The 16,429-nt window shown below is 68.2% G+C and carries 13 protein-coding genes and 2 rRNA genes; 10 read left to right on the top strand and 5 right to left on the bottom strand.

The features are described from left to right. From BLR41_RS14000 to BLR41_RS13975, 6 genes are all read left to right on the top strand, one after another. Positions 1-312 (top strand): 23S ribosomal RNA (locus BLR41_RS14000); the annotation flags it as partial. A gap of 128 nt (positions 313-440) precedes the next feature. Next, positions 441-558: ribosomal RNA gene (gene rrf / locus BLR41_RS13995) — 5S ribosomal RNA — on the top strand. Positions 559-667: 109 nt separating this feature from the next. Next, a complete protein-coding gene (locus tag BLR41_RS13990) occupies positions 668-1,513 on the top strand; it encodes a GNAT family N-acetyltransferase (RefSeq protein WP_218120128.1) in 846 nt (281 codons plus the stop codon). A 56-nt stretch (positions 1,514-1,569) separates the two neighbouring features. Beyond that, positions 1,570-2,298, top strand: a complete 729-nt coding sequence (locus BLR41_RS13985) for a type 1 glutamine amidotransferase (RefSeq protein ID WP_245694190.1) — start codon at positions 1,570-1,572, stop codon at positions 2,296-2,298. Positions 2,299-2,474: 176 nt separating this feature from the next. Then, a complete protein-coding gene (locus BLR41_RS13980; protein ID WP_092628727.1) occupies positions 2,475-5,555 on the top strand; it encodes a bifunctional [glutamine synthetase] adenylyltransferase/[glutamine synthetase]-adenylyl-L-tyrosine phosphorylase in 3,081 nt (1,026 codons plus the stop codon). Positions 5,556-5,699: 144 nt separating this feature from the next. Continuing rightward, complete coding sequence (locus BLR41_RS13975) at positions 5,700-6,635, top strand: NADP-dependent oxidoreductase (protein WP_092628726.1); 936 nt, start codon at positions 5,700-5,702, stop codon at positions 6,633-6,635. A gap of 335 nt (positions 6,636-6,970) precedes the next feature. On the opposite strand, the gene glnA is transcribed toward BLR41_RS13975, so the two are convergent. Continuing rightward, the gene (glnA, locus tag BLR41_RS13970; RefSeq protein ID WP_092628816.1) at positions 6,971-8,395 is read right to left on the bottom strand and encodes a type I glutamate--ammonia ligase; all 1,425 of its coding nucleotides are present in this window, start codon (positions 8,393-8,395) and stop codon (positions 6,971-6,973) included. A gap of 193 nt (positions 8,396-8,588) precedes the next feature. Here glnA and BLR41_RS13965 point away from each other — a divergent pair, with 193 nt between their 5' ends. Continuing rightward, complete coding sequence (locus tag BLR41_RS13965; protein ID WP_245694189.1) at positions 8,589-9,044, top strand: RDD family protein; 456 nt, start codon at positions 8,589-8,591, stop codon at positions 9,042-9,044. Positions 9,045-9,281: 237 nt separating this feature from the next. Here BLR41_RS13965 and BLR41_RS13960 read toward each other — a convergent pair whose 3' ends face one another. Continuing rightward, positions 9,282-10,007, bottom strand: coding sequence for a DUF4191 domain-containing protein (locus BLR41_RS13960; RefSeq protein ID WP_092628724.1), 726 nt, complete (start codon positions 10,005-10,007; stop codon positions 9,282-9,284). 369 nt (positions 10,008-10,376) lie between these two features. On the opposite strand from BLR41_RS13960, the gene BLR41_RS13955 reads away from it, so the two are divergent. Then, positions 10,377-11,564, top strand: a complete 1,188-nt coding sequence (locus BLR41_RS13955; protein WP_092628813.1) for a molybdopterin-dependent oxidoreductase — start codon at positions 10,377-10,379, stop codon at positions 11,562-11,564. A gap of 1 nt (position 11,565) precedes the next feature. Next, positions 11,566-12,051 (top strand): hypothetical protein, encoded by a 486-nt coding sequence (locus BLR41_RS13950; RefSeq protein ID WP_092628723.1) that lies wholly within the window; start codon positions 11,566-11,568, stop codon positions 12,049-12,051. Positions 12,052-12,124: 73 nt separating this feature from the next. Here BLR41_RS13950 and lipA read toward each other — a convergent pair whose 3' ends face one another. Beyond that, positions 12,125-13,126 carry a lipoyl synthase gene (gene lipA, locus BLR41_RS13945; RefSeq protein ID WP_092628812.1) on the bottom strand — a complete coding sequence of 334 codons (1,002 nt, stop codon included), beginning with the start codon at positions 13,124-13,126 and terminating at the stop codon, positions 12,125-12,127. A 187-nt stretch (positions 13,127-13,313) separates the two neighbouring features. Further along, positions 13,314-14,249 carry an oxidoreductase gene (locus tag BLR41_RS13940; RefSeq protein ID WP_092628722.1) on the bottom strand — a complete coding sequence of 312 codons (936 nt, stop codon included), beginning with the start codon at positions 14,247-14,249 and terminating at the stop codon, positions 13,314-13,316. 294 nt (positions 14,250-14,543) lie between these two features. On the opposite strand from BLR41_RS13940, the gene BLR41_RS13935 reads away from it, so the two are divergent. Then, positions 14,544-15,491 (top strand): LLM class F420-dependent oxidoreductase, encoded by a 948-nt coding sequence (locus BLR41_RS13935; protein WP_092628721.1) that lies wholly within the window; start codon positions 14,544-14,546, stop codon positions 15,489-15,491. A gap of 118 nt (positions 15,492-15,609) precedes the next feature. Here the strand turns inward: BLR41_RS13935 and lipB are convergent, their stop codons facing one another. Continuing rightward, entirely contained in the window at positions 15,610-16,365 is a 756-nt protein-coding gene (lipB, locus tag BLR41_RS13930; RefSeq protein WP_425426921.1) for a lipoyl(octanoyl) transferase LipB, read from the bottom strand. Positions 16,366-16,429: the final 64 nt, after the last annotated feature.

Genomic DNA, 16,429 nt, shown 5'->3' with positions numbered 1-16,429 from the left:
GTGAGACAGTTCGGTCCCTATCCGCCGCGCGCGTGTGGAGACGTGCGGGGAGCTGTCCCTAGTACGAGAGGACCGGGACGGACGAACCTCTAGTGTGCCAGTTGTCCCGCCAGGGGCACGGCTGGTTGGCCATGTTCGGCACGGATAACCGCTGAAAGCATCTAAGCGGGAAGCCCACCCCAAGATGACGTCTCCCACCCCACCTCGAGTGGGGATAAGGCACCCAGCAGACGACTGGGTTGATAGGCCCGACATGTACGCACAGCAATGTGTTCAGTGGACGGGTACTAACCCGCCGAACGGCGACACCCCCCCCATCGCCCACACACGCACCACCCGCAAGCACACGCGGATCTCGCCACCACTATACGGCTCCCAACCCAGCCACCACCCCCGATAACTACATACCGGCTGACCCAGTCGGCCCCCACAGTTTTTGGGTCGGTGGCCACAGCGGAGGAGACACGCCCGGCATCCATCCCGAACCCGGCAGCTAAGCCCTCCAGCGCCCCAGGTACTGCACCCCCACGGGTGTGGGAGACACGGACACCGCCGACCCAACCCCCCACAATGTGGCCCGGACACCACCACGGTGCCCGGGCCACACCTGTACCCAACCCCAGAAAACCCGATTGCCCGGGACCCGGATACCGACGATCATGCCGGTATGCACGTCGAACGTCACGACTCGTTCGCCTCCTTCCGGGAAACCACCGAGCGGTTCTACCGGGCTGACCCCGTGCGGCACACCATTCCCGTGACGGCTCTGGCCGCGGCGCGAAGTTACGAAGCCGGGCCCGCTCCCGCGCTGCTCACCCTGCACGAGGATCGAACCGTGCTCGGTGCTTATCTCCGCACACCACCTTTCCCCGCCCATGTGGGGGCGCTGCCCGATATGGACACCGCCGAACTGGTGGCCGCGCTGTGCGAACACGATCCGGCCCCAGGGGCCCTGCTCGGCCCCACCGAACAGGTCGGTCGGTTGGCAGCGGAATGGTGTCGCTCTACCGGAGCGATCCGCGAACTCCGGATAAGACAGCGACTCTACGAATTGCACATCCCGGAATTCCCGGCGGAAGTGGTGGGCGAGGAACGTGGTTTCGTCCCCTCCGACATTCCCTGGTTGGCTGAGTGGCGAGCGGAGTACGCCCGTGATGCCGGGGACATCGGAGTCGGTACCGATTCATCGGAAGACGCATTGCGGTCCTTCTTGGACAGCGGTCGGGTTCCGGTGCTCTGGTCCGCCGGTGGCCGCCCGGTGGCGATGGCCTTCCACAGCACGCCGAAGTACGGGATGTCGCGGATCGGAAACGTCTACACACCCGCGCGGTTTCGCCGCAACGGATACGGGGCGGCAGTCACGCTGGCGGCGGCCAGGCGAGCCGTCGAGGCGGGCGCGGAACGGGTCGTACTGTTCGCGGATCTGGCCAATCCCACTTCGAACTCCGTCTACCGGCGCATCGGTTTCCTACCGGTGCACGACACCGACGAGATCGTGCTGCACCGGATGTGACTCGGCTCGCACCCCTTCGTATCCTGGCGGGCATGAGCGGAGTGCGGATTCTCGTGGTGCAACCGTCCGAAAACTTCCCACTCGGCATGTTGGGAGACTGGTTCGCCGAACTCGGAGCCGAACTCGACGTGCTCGATCCGCGTCGGCAGGAGCTCCCGGAAACACCGGGGGACTACGCCGGACTGGTGGTACTCGGCGGTGAGACGAATGCCGGAGCCGATCTCGAACACACCTGGCTGAGTTCGATGCGGAAGTTGCTCAGCACCGCGACCTCGGCAGGGACTCCGGTACTGGCGCTCGGCCTCGGGGCACAGCTGCTGGCGATGGCGACCGGTGGGCGAATCGCCACCCGCCGCGACGGCCCCGAAGCCGGGACGCTGTTGGTGGCGAAGCGGGACACCGCTGCCGAGGACGTACTCGTCGGTCCGCTGCCCCTCACCCCGGACGTGTTCCAGTTCCACCGGGAGGAGATCAGCACGCTGCCCCCGACAGCTCAGCTGCTGGCCGCCTCTCCCAAGGGTGAGAACCAGGCGTTTCGCGTCGGTACCAGGGCCTACGGTTTCCAGTTCCACATCGAGACCACCCCCGAAGTGGTGCGCGGCCTCGCCGACGCGGATCCGGAGTTGGCGGGAGCGGCACGTAGCGGCCAGTTCGACGTCGAGCATCTCCGCGAGTTCCACGCCGATCTCGCGGAGACCTGGCAGCCGGTGGCGCGGCGGTTCTTCGAACTCGCCGCCACTCCACCGGAGGAACGAACCACCACACGTTCCCTGCCGTTGGCCTGACGAACTCTTCCGCCGAACTCTCCGCCGGGACCTCGGAGCTCGTGGCCGTCACGCACGGCTGTCCCATCCCCGCCGAGCCCGTGCCCGCTCGACTACGAAGCCGATTCGCGAGCCGGGGTGCAACAACGGTCACGACGGGATCCCCGCCGACCGTCGTTTCGGATTACGGTACGGACATGGCCCAAGCCAACTGGCAGCGCTCCGGGGCGGTGCCGTCCCCCGCGCGGTATGGATTCAGCGATGTCGAACGAGCCGAGACCCAGCTCCGTGCGGCGGGTTGGTGGGGGGACAGCGGCCCGCTGCCCGCGACGGAACCGGTGCTGGAGACCCTCTCCCGCACGCCGGATCCCGATCTCGCCCTGCACTCCGTGAATCGGCTGCGTGAGTCGTCCGAAGCGGAATGGACGGAACTCGAGCCTCGGCTGTCGGCCGACTCGGAACTGCGAGTCAGGCTCCTCGCCACTATCGGCTACTCGAGTGCGCTGGCCGATCATCTGGTCGCGCATCCAGCCGACTGGCGTCGCCTGGCGGGTGACGACATCCGGCAGCGCGGTGTACGGGAGTTCAGCGCCGAGCTGCTGTACAGCGTCGGCGCCATGACCAGTTCCTCGCCGGAAGGCGGGATTCCGGAGCTGCCGGTAGCCACAGTGGACAGCGGTACCGCGGTGACTCCACTTCGTGCCGCCTACCGCGGACTGCTGTTGGAGATCGCCGCTGCCGACCTGGCCGGAACCGTTGATCCGAACATCACCGCACCCTCGTACGAGGAGATCACCGGCAGGCTCTCCGACGCGGCGGTCGCCGCGTTGCGCGCGGCATGGGCGGTGGCTGCCTCCGAGCTGTCCGGGCACCACACACCGCGCCTCTCGGTGATCGCGATGGGCAAGTGCGGTGGCAGGGAACTGAACTACGTCAGCGATGTCGACGTCGTGTTCGTGGCCGATTCGGAGGAGGACGTGGCACCGGCCACGCGGCTGGCGAGCACGCTCATGCGGGTGGCGGGCGCCGCCTTCTTCGACGTGGATGCCGCCCTCCGGCCGGAGGGCAAGGCCGGGGCGCTGGTGCGCACGCTGGAAGGGCATCTGAGCTACTACCGTCGCTGGGCCCGCACCTGGGAGTTCCAGGCGTTGCTCAAGGCACGCCCGGTGGCCGGCGACGCCGAGCTGGGCGAACGTTACTCGGAGGCGGTTCGGCCGTTGATCTGGACGGCCGCGGAGCGGGAGGACTTCGTCAGCGACGTGCGTTCCATGCGGCAGCGTGTCGAACAGCACGTCCCCGCCGAGCAGACCGATCGCGAACTGAAACTCGGCAGGGGCGGACTGCGCGACGTCGAGTTCGCGGTGCAGTTGCTGCAGCTGGTGCACGGCAGGGGAGACGAGGACATCCGGTCTCGCTCCACGATGACGGCGCTTCGCTCGTTGGGCGAACGGGGGTACGTGGCCCGCAGCGACGCCGGTGCGATGGCCGACTCCTACGCCTTTCTGCGTGGAGTGGAACACCGGTTGCAGCTGCGCAGGTTGCGACGCACCCATCTGTTCCCGCCCTCGACGGAGCGGGCCACGCTCCACCACCTGGCGCGTGCGATGGGGATGCGTTCGCAGGGCAGTCAGGAAGCGGCGGACGTGCTGCTCGGCGAGTACCGCAAACAGGGCAACCGGGTGCGCAGGCTGCACGAGAAGTTGTTCTACCGGCCGCTGCTGGAGTCGGTGGCGAAGGTGCCCACCGAGGCGCTGCGGCTGACCACCGGGGCGGCGGTGGATCGCCTGGCAGCGTTGGGCTACACCTCCCCGGAGGGGGCGCTGCGCCATATCGCGGCACTGACCTCGGGAATGACGCGTCGTGCCAGCATCCAGGGCACTCTGCTGCCGGTGCTGCTGGACCTGCTGGGCCGAACTCCCGATCCGGACGGCGGGCTGTTGGCCTACCGCAACGTTTCCGAGGCGCTCGCGGAGACCCCCTGGTATCTGCGGTTGTTGCGGGACGAGGCCGTGGTCGCCGAACGGCTGGCCTTTCTGCTGGGCATCTCGAAACTGGTTCCCGAGTTGCTGGTACGCGCTCCCGAAGTGCTGCGGCTGTTGGCAGACACCGCGGAACTGTCCGAACGGGATTCGGCGGAGGTGGCCGGTTCACTGTGCAGCGCGGTGGCGCGGCACGCCGACCCGGAGCGGGCGGCCTCGGCGGCACGTTCGCTGCGCAGGCACGAATTGCTGCGGGTGGCGGCGGGGGATCTGCTGGGTGTGATCCGACCGCACGACGTGTTCGCCGCGCTCTCCACGGTGTGGGTGGCGGTGTTGCAGGCCACGTTGGACGCCGCTGTCCGTGATGTGGCGGCCAGGTCGGAGTGGTCGGCTCCGAACGGTGTGGTCGACGGTGTCGCGCGGCCCGCCCGGATCGCCGTGATCGGGATGGGCAGGCTGGGAGGTGCCGAGCTCGGTTACGGTTCCGACGCCGACGTGATGTTCGTCTGCGAACCGGTCGAGGGAATGGACGACAGTACCGCGGTGCGGTTCGCGACCGCCGTGGTGGAGCAGGTGCGCAGGCTGCTGGGCAAGCCGAGTCAGGACCCGCCGTTGGAGGTGGACACCGACCTGCGTCCGGAAGGAAGGTCGGGGCCGCTGGTCCGGACGTTGGACTCCTACCTGAACTACTACCGGAGGTGGGCCCAGACCTGGGAGGCCCAGGCGTTGTTGCGGGCGCGCCCGGTCGCCGGTGACACCGAGTTGGGGGAGCGGTTCCGCTCCGCCGTGGACCCGATCCGATATCCGGAAGGTGGGCTGGACGCGGGCAGGGTACGTGAGATTCGACGTATCAAGGCCAGGGTCGACGCCGAGCGGTTGCCGCGCGGTGCCGATCCGACCACCCACACCAAGTTGGGGCGCGGCGGACTGGCCGATGTGGAGTGGACGCTGCAACTGTTGCAGCTGCGTTTCGCCCACGAGTTCCCCGAACTGCGTACCACCTCGACCGTGGTCGGATTGCGCGCCGCCGCCGGGGCCGGACTGCTGACCGAAGAGGACGCGGCGACTCTGGAGAACGCGTGGACACTGGCCATGCGAGCGCGTAACGCCGTGATGCTGGTGCGGGGCAAGGGAAGCGATCAGCTTCCCAAACACTCCAGGGAGCTCAACGCGGTGGCCGCGGCGTTGGGCTATCCGAGCGGTTCGGATTCCGGTCAGGTGATGGACGACTACCTGCGCGCGACCCGGCGTGCCAGGACCGTGGTCGAGCGGGTCTTCTACGAGGACGTGCTGAGCTGACCGGGGTTCCGGGAGCCCGGCCTGCTGAACCGTTCACCGGTTCTCGCCACGCCCGCCGGGGCAGGTGGAAAGCTCGCCGAGTCTACCGAACGCGCTGCTCCGAATGCCGGAATAAGATCGCGACGAAACGTCGTTGCAGCGAGCATGAAGGCTATCGCGCTCACCGAATTCGGCGAACCCGACGTTCTTTCGTACCAGGAGTTGGACGATCCGCTGGTCGGTCCCGACCGAGTGCTCGTCGAGACCAGGGCGGCGGGAGTGAACCCGGTGGACTGGAAGATCCGCCGCGGTTATCTGCGCGGGCTGTTCCCGCACCACACGCCGTTGATCTCCGGTTGGGACCTCGCGGGCGTGGTCCGTGCCGTCGGGCCCGCTGTGACCGAGTTCAAACCCGGGGACGAGGTCGTGGGCTACGTGCGTGAGGACCACGTGCAGTACGGCACCTATGCCGAGCTGGTCGCCGCTCCGGTGCGCACCCTGGCCCACAAGCCGGGTGCGGCGGATTTCACGCAGGCGGCGGGACTACCGCTGGCCGGACTCACCGCGCTGCAGATGCTGCAGGCGGTGGAGACCGGCACCGACGATTCCGTGCTGGTGCACGCCGCGTCCGGCGGTGTCGGGCACCTCGCGGTGCAGATCGCGTTCGCGCTGGGGGCCTCCCGGGTGATCGGGACCGCCTCGGAGCGCAATCACGACTTCCTGCGCGAGCTGGGAGCCGAGCCGGTCACCTACGGCCCGGGGCTGCAGGGGCGCGTCGCCGAGCTCGTCGGCGGTGACGGCAAGGTCGACACCGCGATCGACATGGCCGGCGGAACCGCGCTGCGCGAAACCCCGGAGATCCTGCGGGACAGCTCGCGGCACGCCTCGGTGGAGGATCCCGAGACCGTGCTGCAGCAGGGCGGGCACTACGTGTTCGTCCGGCCGGACACCGAGGAGCTGACCTGGTTGAGCAAGCTGATCGATCGTGGTCAGCTGCGGGTGGAGGTGCAGCGCACCTTCCCGCTGCGCGAGGCGGCCCAGGCGCACGAACTGCTGGAGCAGGGCCACGTGCGGGGCAAGCTGGTACTCACCGTCGAATGACCCGAGGCCACGTAGCCGTGTGAGTACGCCGGGCGCGGTGCCACGCTCGTGAAACCCGCACCGCGCCCGCCGTCGACGAATCCCGCGTTTCGAAGTGAGTTCGGCCGGGGACCGGAGACTTGATCCGCTCACTTGGCGGGGAGCCGTCTCGTCGGGGCACGCGCCGAGATGGTGCGTGGTGGTCGGGACACGCCGGTCGCCCCTCGGCTCGGTCGCCTCTCGTGCGTTCGGCCGATCTCGCAGCCCGCGCCGAACAGGCGGCGAATGGAACAACGCACAACAGAGTGGGCCCCGCCGCGGCGGGGCCCACTCGTGTCACACGGTACGTCGGTCGATCACACGTCGAAGTACAGCGCGAACTCGTGCGGGTGCGGACGCAGCCGGATCGGGTCGATCTCGTTCTCCCGCTTGAGCGAGATGAAGTTCTCCAGCAGGTCCTCGGTGAACACGCCGCCTTCCAGCAGGTACTCGTGGTCGGATTCGAGGTTGTCCACCGCGTCGCTGAGGCTGGAGGGAACCTGCGGGACGTTCTTGGCCTCTTCCGGCGGCAGCTCGTAGAGGTCCTTGTCGATCGGGTCCGCGGGTTCGATCTTGTTGCGGATGCCGTCCAGGCCGGCCATCAGCATCGAGGCGAAGCCGAGGTAGGGGTTGCCGGACGGGTCGGGGCAGCGGAACTCGACGCGCTTGGCCTTCGGGTTCGTCCCGGTGATCGGGATGCGCATGCAGGCCGAGCGGTTCCGCTGCGAGTAGACCAGGTTCACCGGTGCCTCGAAGCCGGGCACCAGGCGGTGGTAGGAGTTCACCGTGGGGTTGGTCAGCGCCAGCAGGCTCGGGGCGTGCTGCAGGATGCCGCCGATGTAGTACCGCGCCGTGTCCGACAGCCCCGCGTAGCCGGACTCGTCGTGGAACAGCGGCGAGCCGCCCTGCCACAGCGACATGTGGCAGTGCATACCGGAGCCGTTGTCACCGAACAGCGGTTTCGGCATGAAGGTCACGGTCTTGCCGTGCCGCCAAGCGGTGTTCTTGATGATGTACTTGAACAGCTGCAGGTCGTCGGCGGCGTGCAGCATCGTGTTGAACTTGTAGTTGATCTCCGCTTGGCCGCCGGTGCCCACCTCGTGGTGGGCCCGCTCCACCTCGAACCCGGCCTTGGCGAGCTCGGTGCTCATCTCGTCGCGCAGGTCGGCGTAGTGGTCGTACGGCGAGACCGGGAAGTAACCGCCCTTGTAGCGGGTCTTGTAACCCAGGTTTCCACCGTCCTCGGCGCGGCCGGTGTTCCACCAGCCCTCGATCGAGTCGACCTCGTGGAACGAGGAGTTCGCGTCCTCGGAGTAGCGCACCGAGTCGAAGATGTAGAACTCGGCCTCGGAGGCGAAGAAGGCAGTGTCGGCGATGCCGGACTCGTTCAGGTACTGCTCCGCCTTGCGGGCGATGTTGCGCGGGTCACGGCTGTAGGGCTCCAACGTGAACGGGTCGTGCACGAAGAAGTTGAGGATCAGCGTCTTCTCGATCCGGAACGGGTCGATACGGGCCGTGTACGGATCGGGCAGCAGCAGCATGTCCGACTCGTGGATCGACTGGAAACCACGCACCGACGAACCATCGAAGGCCAGACCCTCGGTGAAGGTGTCGTGGTCGAACGCCGAGGCGGGAACCGTGAAGTGCTGCATGACGCCCGGCAGGTCGCAGAACCGGACATCGACGAACTTCACGCCCTCGTCGGAGATGAAGCGTAGGACCTCGTCTGGATTCTTGAACACCCTCGATGGCTCCTTCACGCATTGGTACCGCTCACCGGCCATTCCTCGTCGCCGGCTCGTGAACGAGGCTAGGGGGGCGGTGTTGCCCGGTCGTCACCCGCGTGTTTCGCCGACGTTAACGAAACGGTCTGTTGCCCCCGGGGCGGAGCGGGCGTCGGTTCGGAGTGGTCGAACGTCCCCGTATGCTGGTCACGTGGGTAGAATACTCGGTTCCTGGCTCTCCGGCCCCGCTTCCGTGCGGGAGTCGAGAGAACCGGAGCAACACTGGCGGGGCGAACGTCTGGGGCTGCCCGAGCAGGGATCCGGATCGGTGGCGCCCACGGGGCGGCGGGCACTGGGTTTTCTGGTGGACATCGTGCTCGCGGCGCTCGTGGCCGGGCTGTTCACGGCCCCGGAGCTGCCCGGCAACTGGAGTCTGGTGTCGTGGGCGCTGATCACGGTGTTGCCGGTCGCGTTCTTCGGATTCACACCGGGCATGGCCGTTACGGGGATCTGGGTGGCACGTGTCGACGCCACCCAGACCGTGGGGCTGCCGCGTGCGCTGCTTCGCTGCGTGCTGACGGCTGTGATCGTGCCCGCGGTGCTGTGGAACCTCGACGGCCGTTCCTGGCACGACCGGCTCAGCGGCACCGTGGTGCTGCGCCGCTGACCTCGGACGGGACGCCGGGCGGGGCGCTGACCCCGTCGGCCCGGGCGGTGCGCGCTCTCGCGGTGCTTCGACGTTGCCGTGACGACCGGCGGATACCCGAATCCGGGTGCCCGACGACCGTCGTGTAACACCGCGACGGATCGCTTCACTCGTTCGGAGGAGTCGGGTAATCCGCCCTTCATCGGGTGGAAAAGCGGGGCGGAAAGCGCGGCACGCGCCGCGCTCTGCCGTACTCGGTTACTTCCTGCGGCTCGCGCGCTGCATGTTGCGCATCTTCGCGCCCTGCGGCGCCGGCCCCTTCGGCATCGGGTTCGCCCTGTTGCCCAGCGCCTCGAGCTGCTTCTCCAACGAGTCGATCTGCCCGGCGTTGATGTTGCGGGGCAGCTTCATGATGTTGGACTGCAGTTTCCGCAGCGGAACCTGCTCCTGCCCGTCACCGACCATGATCTCGTAGATCGGAGTCTCGCCGACCAGCCGCGAGATGCGCTTCTTCTCCTGGGCCATCAGGCTTTTGACCCGATGCGGTTCGCCCTCGCCGACGAGGACGATCCCGGGCTTGCCCACGAGCCGGTGCACCGCGTCCAGCTGGCTGTTCCCGGTGACCCCCTGGGTCAGTTCCCACTTGCCGCGCATGTTCTCCAGCGCCCAGCCCGCGGCACCCGGTTGGCCGCTGGCCTTGCTGTAGACGTTGCGCTGCACGCGCCTGCCGAACACGATCACCGCGCCCAACGCGCCGAGGGCCACACCCACGGGCAGGAAGAACCACTGCAACCCCCAGACGAGGCCGAGCAGGAACGCGACGACCGCCGCACCGAGCAGTACCGCCAGCATCAGCGGTACCAGCAGCCGGTCCTCGCGGCGTTGCATCTTGAACGCCTCGAACAGCTGTTTAAAACGACCGCTCGACGCCTGTCGTCTCTGTTTGGCCGCTTCTTTCTTCGCGGCTCGGTCCTGCTTGGCCATAGCTCCAGGATACGGCGCGGGACCTCGGAGGCGTCCATACGGTCCGGGGCGTTTCCCTCCCGAAAACGCCCCGGTGGAGGCATCGTCGTCGTACACTGCCCGACAGGACCGCCGCTGACGGAGGTGCTGCAGGTGTGCCGGGCTGCCGTGTTCCAACTGGACGTCACTTACCGGGCCGTCGGCGCGTCCCCACCACAGCTCGCGAGCTCCCGGGCCGTGCCACGCGAGGAAACACCTCGCGATCCGTGGGAGGAACTCGACTTCGGCTTTCCGGCCGGTGCCTGGCGAGCGTTGGCCCGGCTCCGTCCCGCCGGGGTGCGTCGGAGCCGGATATGGCGCAGTCCGCTACGCGGGCCCTGGCTGACCTCGATGCTCGGGGCCGTGCTGCTGGTGACGCTACCGCTGGTGACCATCACCGGGCTGCTTTCCTACATCGCCTACGGCCCGCAGTTCGGCCAGGCCTTTCCCCGTGAGGTCGGCTGGTTGCGGCTGCCCGCCTTCGACTGGCCCACCAGCCCGGCCTGGTTGTACGTGCTCAACCAGGGGACGCACGTGATCCTCGGGCTGGTGCTCATCCCGGTTGTGCTGGCGAAACTCTGGTCGGTGGTGCCGAAACTGTTCGAATGGCCCCCCGCCCGTTCCCCCGCCAAGATCCTGGAGCGCCTCGCGCTGCTGCTGTTGGTCGGTGGGGTGCTCTTCGAGATCGTCACCGGTGTCCTCAACATCCAGTACGACTACGTGTTCGGTTTCAGCTTCTACACCGCGCACTACTTCGGCGCCTGGGTGTTCATCGCGGGCTTCGTCGTGCACGTGGCGCTCAAGATCCCCCACATGCTCGCCGCGCTGCGTTCCCGTTCGCTGCGTTCCGAACTGCGAACCACGCGGGCCGAAACCCGCCCCGAACCGTTGGACGAGACCGGCCTGGTGGCCGCCGCACCCGCCGCTCCCACCATGAGTCGTCGCGGTGCGCTCGGCTTGGTCGGAGCCGGATCCCTGTTGCTGGGGGTGCTCAGCATCGGCCAGGTGGTGGGAGGCCCCGCTCGCCGCGCGGCCCTGTTGCTGCCCCGCGGCAGAAGCTACGGTTCCGGTCCCAACGATTTCCAGGTCAACCGCACTGCCGAGGCCGCTGGGATAGATCCCGCCGATACGGGGGAGGACTGGCGGCTGGTGCTGCGCTCGCCGAACGGGACCATGCGGTTCTCCCGGCGGGAGTTGCTGGGGATGCCGCAGCACACCGCGACTCTGCCGATCGCCTGCGTGGAGGGTTGGGCCACCACCCAACGCTGGAGTGGGGTACGGCTGCGTGAGCTGGCCGTGCTGGCCGGGGTTCCCGAACCGAGCTGGGCCAGGGTGAGTTCGATCGAGACCGTCGGCGCGTTCCGAGCGGCCACGCTGCAGGCCAACCAGGTGCTCGACCCCGACGCGCTGTTGGCGCTGCGGGTCAACGACGTCGACCTCGCCATGGACCACGGCTACCCGGCCAGAGCGATAGTGCCCGCGTTGCCGGGGGTGCACAACACCAAGTGGGTGCGCGACATCGAGTTCGGGAGCGATTGAGATGCGGGTGTTGTTCCGCTGGTTCTCGCGGGCCTACGGTGCCGGTCCGCACCAGCTGCTGCTGGTGCTGGGAGCTTTCGCGCTGACCGCCTACGTGGTGGTGCTGCTCGGGCCCGATTCGGGCTTAACTCGGATGGTGGTCTGGTTCCTCGCCGCGGTGGTGCTGCACGACCTGCTGCTGTTCCCCGTCTACGCGGGGGCGGATCGGCTGCTCCGCGCCGGAGCCCGGCGCGGGAGGACGGTCGTGGGATGGATCAACCACGTACGTATGCCGGTGCTCGGGTCCGCGCTGCTGCTACTGGTCTTCCTGCCCGGCATCATCAGGCAGGGGGAGTTCACCTACTACGCGGCCACGGGGCAGACCCAGCAGCCCTTCCTGGGGCGCTGGTTGCTGCTCACCGCCGGGATGTTCGCGCTTTCCGCGTCGTGGTACCTGGTTCGGGTCGTGCGCTCCCGATATCTCGACGTCGGCCGGGACGTGAACTGACCCACCGGACGCGGCTCGCCGATGCCGTTGCCCGGAACGCGTGGGAAACGCACACGCGTTCCGGGTGAGCGGTTCAGCGGGAGAGCAGGTTGCTGGCCTCCTGCGCGGCGGTTCCCGCCTGCGCCAGGTGCGCGAGGTTCTCCGGCAGCGGCATGCCGCGGTGCTCGGTCGCCTTGGCGTACAGCCGCCCCGCCCGGTAGCTGGAGCGGACCAGCGGACCCGCCATGACACCGGGGAAACCGATGCGCTCCGCGGCCTTGGTGTGCTCGACGAACTCCTCGGGCTTGACCCAGCGGTCCACCGGGTGGTGCCGGGGGCTGGGGCGCAGGTACTGCGTGATGGTGATGATGTCGCAGCCCGCCTCGTGCAGGTCTCGCAGGGTGGGCTCCACCTCCTCGGGGGTCTCGCCCATGCCGAGGATCAGGTTCGACTTGGTCACCAGTCCCGCCTCGCGCGCGAGGGTGAGCACCTTCAGCGAGCGGTCGTAGCGGAACGCCGGGCGCATCCGCTTGAACACGCTCGGCACGGTCTCGATGTTGTGCGCGAGCACCTCGGGTCGTGAGCCGAACACCTCGGCGAGCTGGTCCGGCTCGGCGTTGAAGTCCGGGATCAGCAGTTCGACACCCGTACCGGGGTTGAGCTCGTGGATCTGGCGCACCGTCTCCGCGTACAGCCACGCGCCACCGTCGTCGAGGTCGTCGCGGGCCACACCGGTTACCGTCGAATAGCGCAGCCCCATGGCCTGCACCGACTCGGCGACCTTGCGTGGCTCGGTGGTGTCGAGCTCGGCGGGTTTGCCCGTGTCGATCTGGCAGAAGTCGCACCGGCGGGTGCACTGGTCACCGCCGATGAGGAAGGTGGCCTCCCGGTCCTCCCAACACTCGAAGATGTTGGGACAACCCGCCTCCTCGCAGACGGTGTTGAGGCCCTCGCGCCGCACCAGCCCCTTGAGTTCCTGATACTCCGGACCCATGCGAGCGCGCGTTTTGATCCAGGACGGCTTCTTCTCGATCGGCGTCTGACTGTTGCGGGCTTCGAGCCGCAACAACTTCCGCCCCTCCGGCGCCACAGTCACGACCACAGGCTACGCCCCGCCCACCGGTGCTCGACAATGACCGAACTCACCCGAGCCCGGTTCGCACCGAAACAGCGTGCCGTTTCGGCGCGCCCGTTCGGCGGTCGCTGTTCGAGGGGGCCCGGGACGGAGCAAGGCGTCGACCCCGCCCTCGGATCGGTGCCCCCCCGCCCCGGCTCGCGGGTGCTCAGCACGGGTCGGGGGAGATCCCGGTCAGCTCCTCGGTTATCTGCCACAGCCGTGCCGCGCTCGTGTCGTTCCGCGCGGCCGGATTGAGCCCGGCCCGCTTGGGATGGCCACGGGTCTCGGCCAGCCGTGCCGGCCCGAAGTAGTCACCGCCTGCCACATTGGGTGCGGTGGCCGCGTACAGCTGGGGCAGTGCTCCGAGCTCCACCCGTTGGGTGATCAGTGAGTTGCCCTTGCTCACCACATCGCCGACGAACCCGGGGACCGTGCGTTGCCGAGCGGAGTTGGGGGCCAGTTCCGTGTCGGTCATCCCGGGATGGGCCGCGGCGCTGGTGATGTCGAGTCCGGCGGATCGGATTCTGGAGTCGAGCTCCCTGCTGAACAGCAGGTTCGCCAGTTTCGACTGGGAGTAGGCCCGCAGTGGCGAGTAACGGCGGCGCCGGAAGTTCGGATCCGTGGTGTCCAGTCCGTTGCCGTGGTGCGCGAGGCTGGATAGCGTCACCACCCGGGAGTGCCGTCCACCGCGCAACGCGGGCATCAGCAGCCAGGTCAACGCGGCGTGCCCGAGGTGGTTGGTCCCGAACTGCAGCTCGAAACCGTCCGCGGTGGTGCGGAACGGCGTTGCCATCACGCCCGCGTTGTTCATCAGCACGTCGAGGCGGTCACCGGTGCGTTCCCTCACCCGCGAAGCGGCCTCGCGTACCGAGCTCAGCTCGGCGAGGTCGAGCTCGACGACCTCGGGTTGCACGTGCGCTGAGCCCTCGATTCGCTCCGCCGCCTGTTTTCCGCGTTCGGGGTCCCGGCAACCGAGCAGCACCCGGGCGCCCCGAGAGGCCAGTACCCGCGCACTCCGCAGTCCCAGCCCCGAGTTGGCGCCGGTGATCAGCACCGTCCGTCCCGACTGGTCCGGCACGGCGGTCTCGTCCCATTTGGTCATGGCCGCATTTCTATATCCCGCCGCATTTTCGAACAACTCTCGTGCCGGGGTTGCGGGCCGGGGACCCGTGCCGTGCGGTTCCGCGCGCTTCGCGGCGTGCGGCAGCCACGACAACGCTGCTCCGGAGCGGTTCGTCCCGGCCTTCGGCACCCTCGCCGGTCGGGGGACCTTCCCGGTCGGGCCGGTGGCGAGGCGGGAGCGGCGCTGGCACGGTTGCTGCGTGGCCTGCGCGAGGGTTGCCGCCACACCGCACGTGTGCCTCGTGAACTCGCACGGGCCGGTTAGCCTCGGGGCGTGACCGAGGAATTCAAACTCAGAATCTTCACCGAACCCCAACAGGGTGCCACCTACGATGATCTGCTCCGCGTCGCCCGTACCACCGAGTCGGCGGGTTACGACGCGTTCTTCCGCTCCGACCACTATCTGCGGATGGGAGATTCGAGCGGCCTGCCGGGGCCGACCGACGCGTGGTTGACCCTGGCGGGGCTCGCGCGGGAGACCTCCCGGTTGCGACTGGGGACGCTGATGAGCGCGGCGACGTTCCGACTTCCCGGCCCGTTGGCCGTCTCGGTGGCCCAGGCCGACCAGATGTCGGGTGGGCGCATCGAGTTCGGAATCGGCAGCGGTTGGTACGAGGAGGAGCACACCGCCTACGGCATTCCGTTCCCCTCGTTGCGGGAGCGTTTCCAGCGCTACGCCGAGCAGCTGGAGATCATCACGGGGCTGTGGGCCACGCCCTCGGGTGAGACCTTCGACTACTCGGGAACGTACTACCGGCTCGACGACTCGCCCGCGTTGCCCAAGCCGGTGCAGCAGCCCCGTCCCCCGGTGCTCATCGGCGGGGGAGGCAAGAAGAGGACCCCGGAACTGGCGGCGAGGTTCGCCGACGAGTTCAACCTGCCGTTCGTCGACCAGGAGACCGCGGCGGCACAGTTCGACAGGGTGGGGCAGGCGTGCACCGCGATCGGCAGGAACCCCGATGAGATCGTGCGTTCCGCCGCGCTGGTCCTCTGCGTCGGCAAGGACGAGGCGCAGCTGGCGCGGCGTGCCGAGGCGATCGGCCGTGATCCGGTCGAACTCCGCGCCAACGGCCTCGCCGGTACTCCCGAGGAGGTGGTCGACAAGATCGGTCAGTGGCGCCGGAACACCGGCATCACCAGGCTGTACCTGCAGGTGCTGGACCTGTCGGACCTGGATCACATCGAACTGGTCGCCGCCGAGGTCGCGAATCGGCTGGACTGATCGGACTTTTCGACCCGCGCTCTGCTCTCGGGCCGGGAAGCAACGGCCGGGAAGGAACGGCGTGGTGGGCGAGCGGCTCGCCCGCCACGCCGCGAGTGCTCGGCTGGAGCGGCGTAGCTCAGCGCAGTTCCGGGTCCAGCGCGAACGTCACGCCCGCCGTGGCCGCCGACTGTTTCCTGACGTCGCGGTCGGTGACCGGGAGGACGCCGTCCAGGGCCTCCGGTACGGCCTGCTTCACCAGTGGCAACGCCTCGGCCACCGTGACGTCCCTGCCCAGTTCGGCAGACAGCGAGGTGACCCCGGCATCGCTGATTCCGCAGGGAACGATCCGGTCGAACTCGGCCATGTCGGAATTACAGTTCAACTCCAGGCCGTGCATGGTCACTCCGGCCTGCACCCGAATGCCGATCGCCGCGATCTTGCGTTCGGGACGCTCGCCGTCGGCGGCGAGCCACACGCCACTGCGTCCCTCGACACGGCCGGTTCGCAGCCCGAACCGTTCGCACACCCGGATCAGTGCCTGCTCCAGCCTGCGCACGTAGTCGACCACGTCGATCGGATCGGACAACCGCACGATCGGATAGCCGACCAGCTGACCGGGGCCGTGCCAGGTGATCTTGCCGCCGCGATCGACGTCGATCACCGGTGTGCCGTCCTGCGGGCGGTCCTCCGGTTCGGTTCGTTTGCCCGCCGTGTACACGGAAGGGTGTTCCAGCAGCAGCAGCGTGTCCGGTCCGGTTCCCGCCGCACGGGCCGTGGCCAGTTCCTGCTGGCGTTGCCAAGCCGTCAGATAGTCGATCGTACCCAGCTCGAGTTCCTCGATCGGCTGATCCGAGGCCCGGCACGAGTTCTCACCGTGACTCACGGGCGCCACCCTACCGTCGTCGGCTTCAACTGCGGTATCGCGTTTCGCGCTCTCTTCGCGGAAACCGTTGCTC

It is taken from the genome of Actinopolyspora mzabensis (assembly GCF_900101095.1).
In the GTDB taxonomy this organism is placed as follows: Bacteria; Actinomycetota; Actinomycetes; order Mycobacteriales; family Pseudonocardiaceae; genus Actinopolyspora; species Actinopolyspora mzabensis.
Note: the sequence above shows the minus strand (reverse complement) of the source record. Positions and strands in the feature narration are given on the sequence as shown.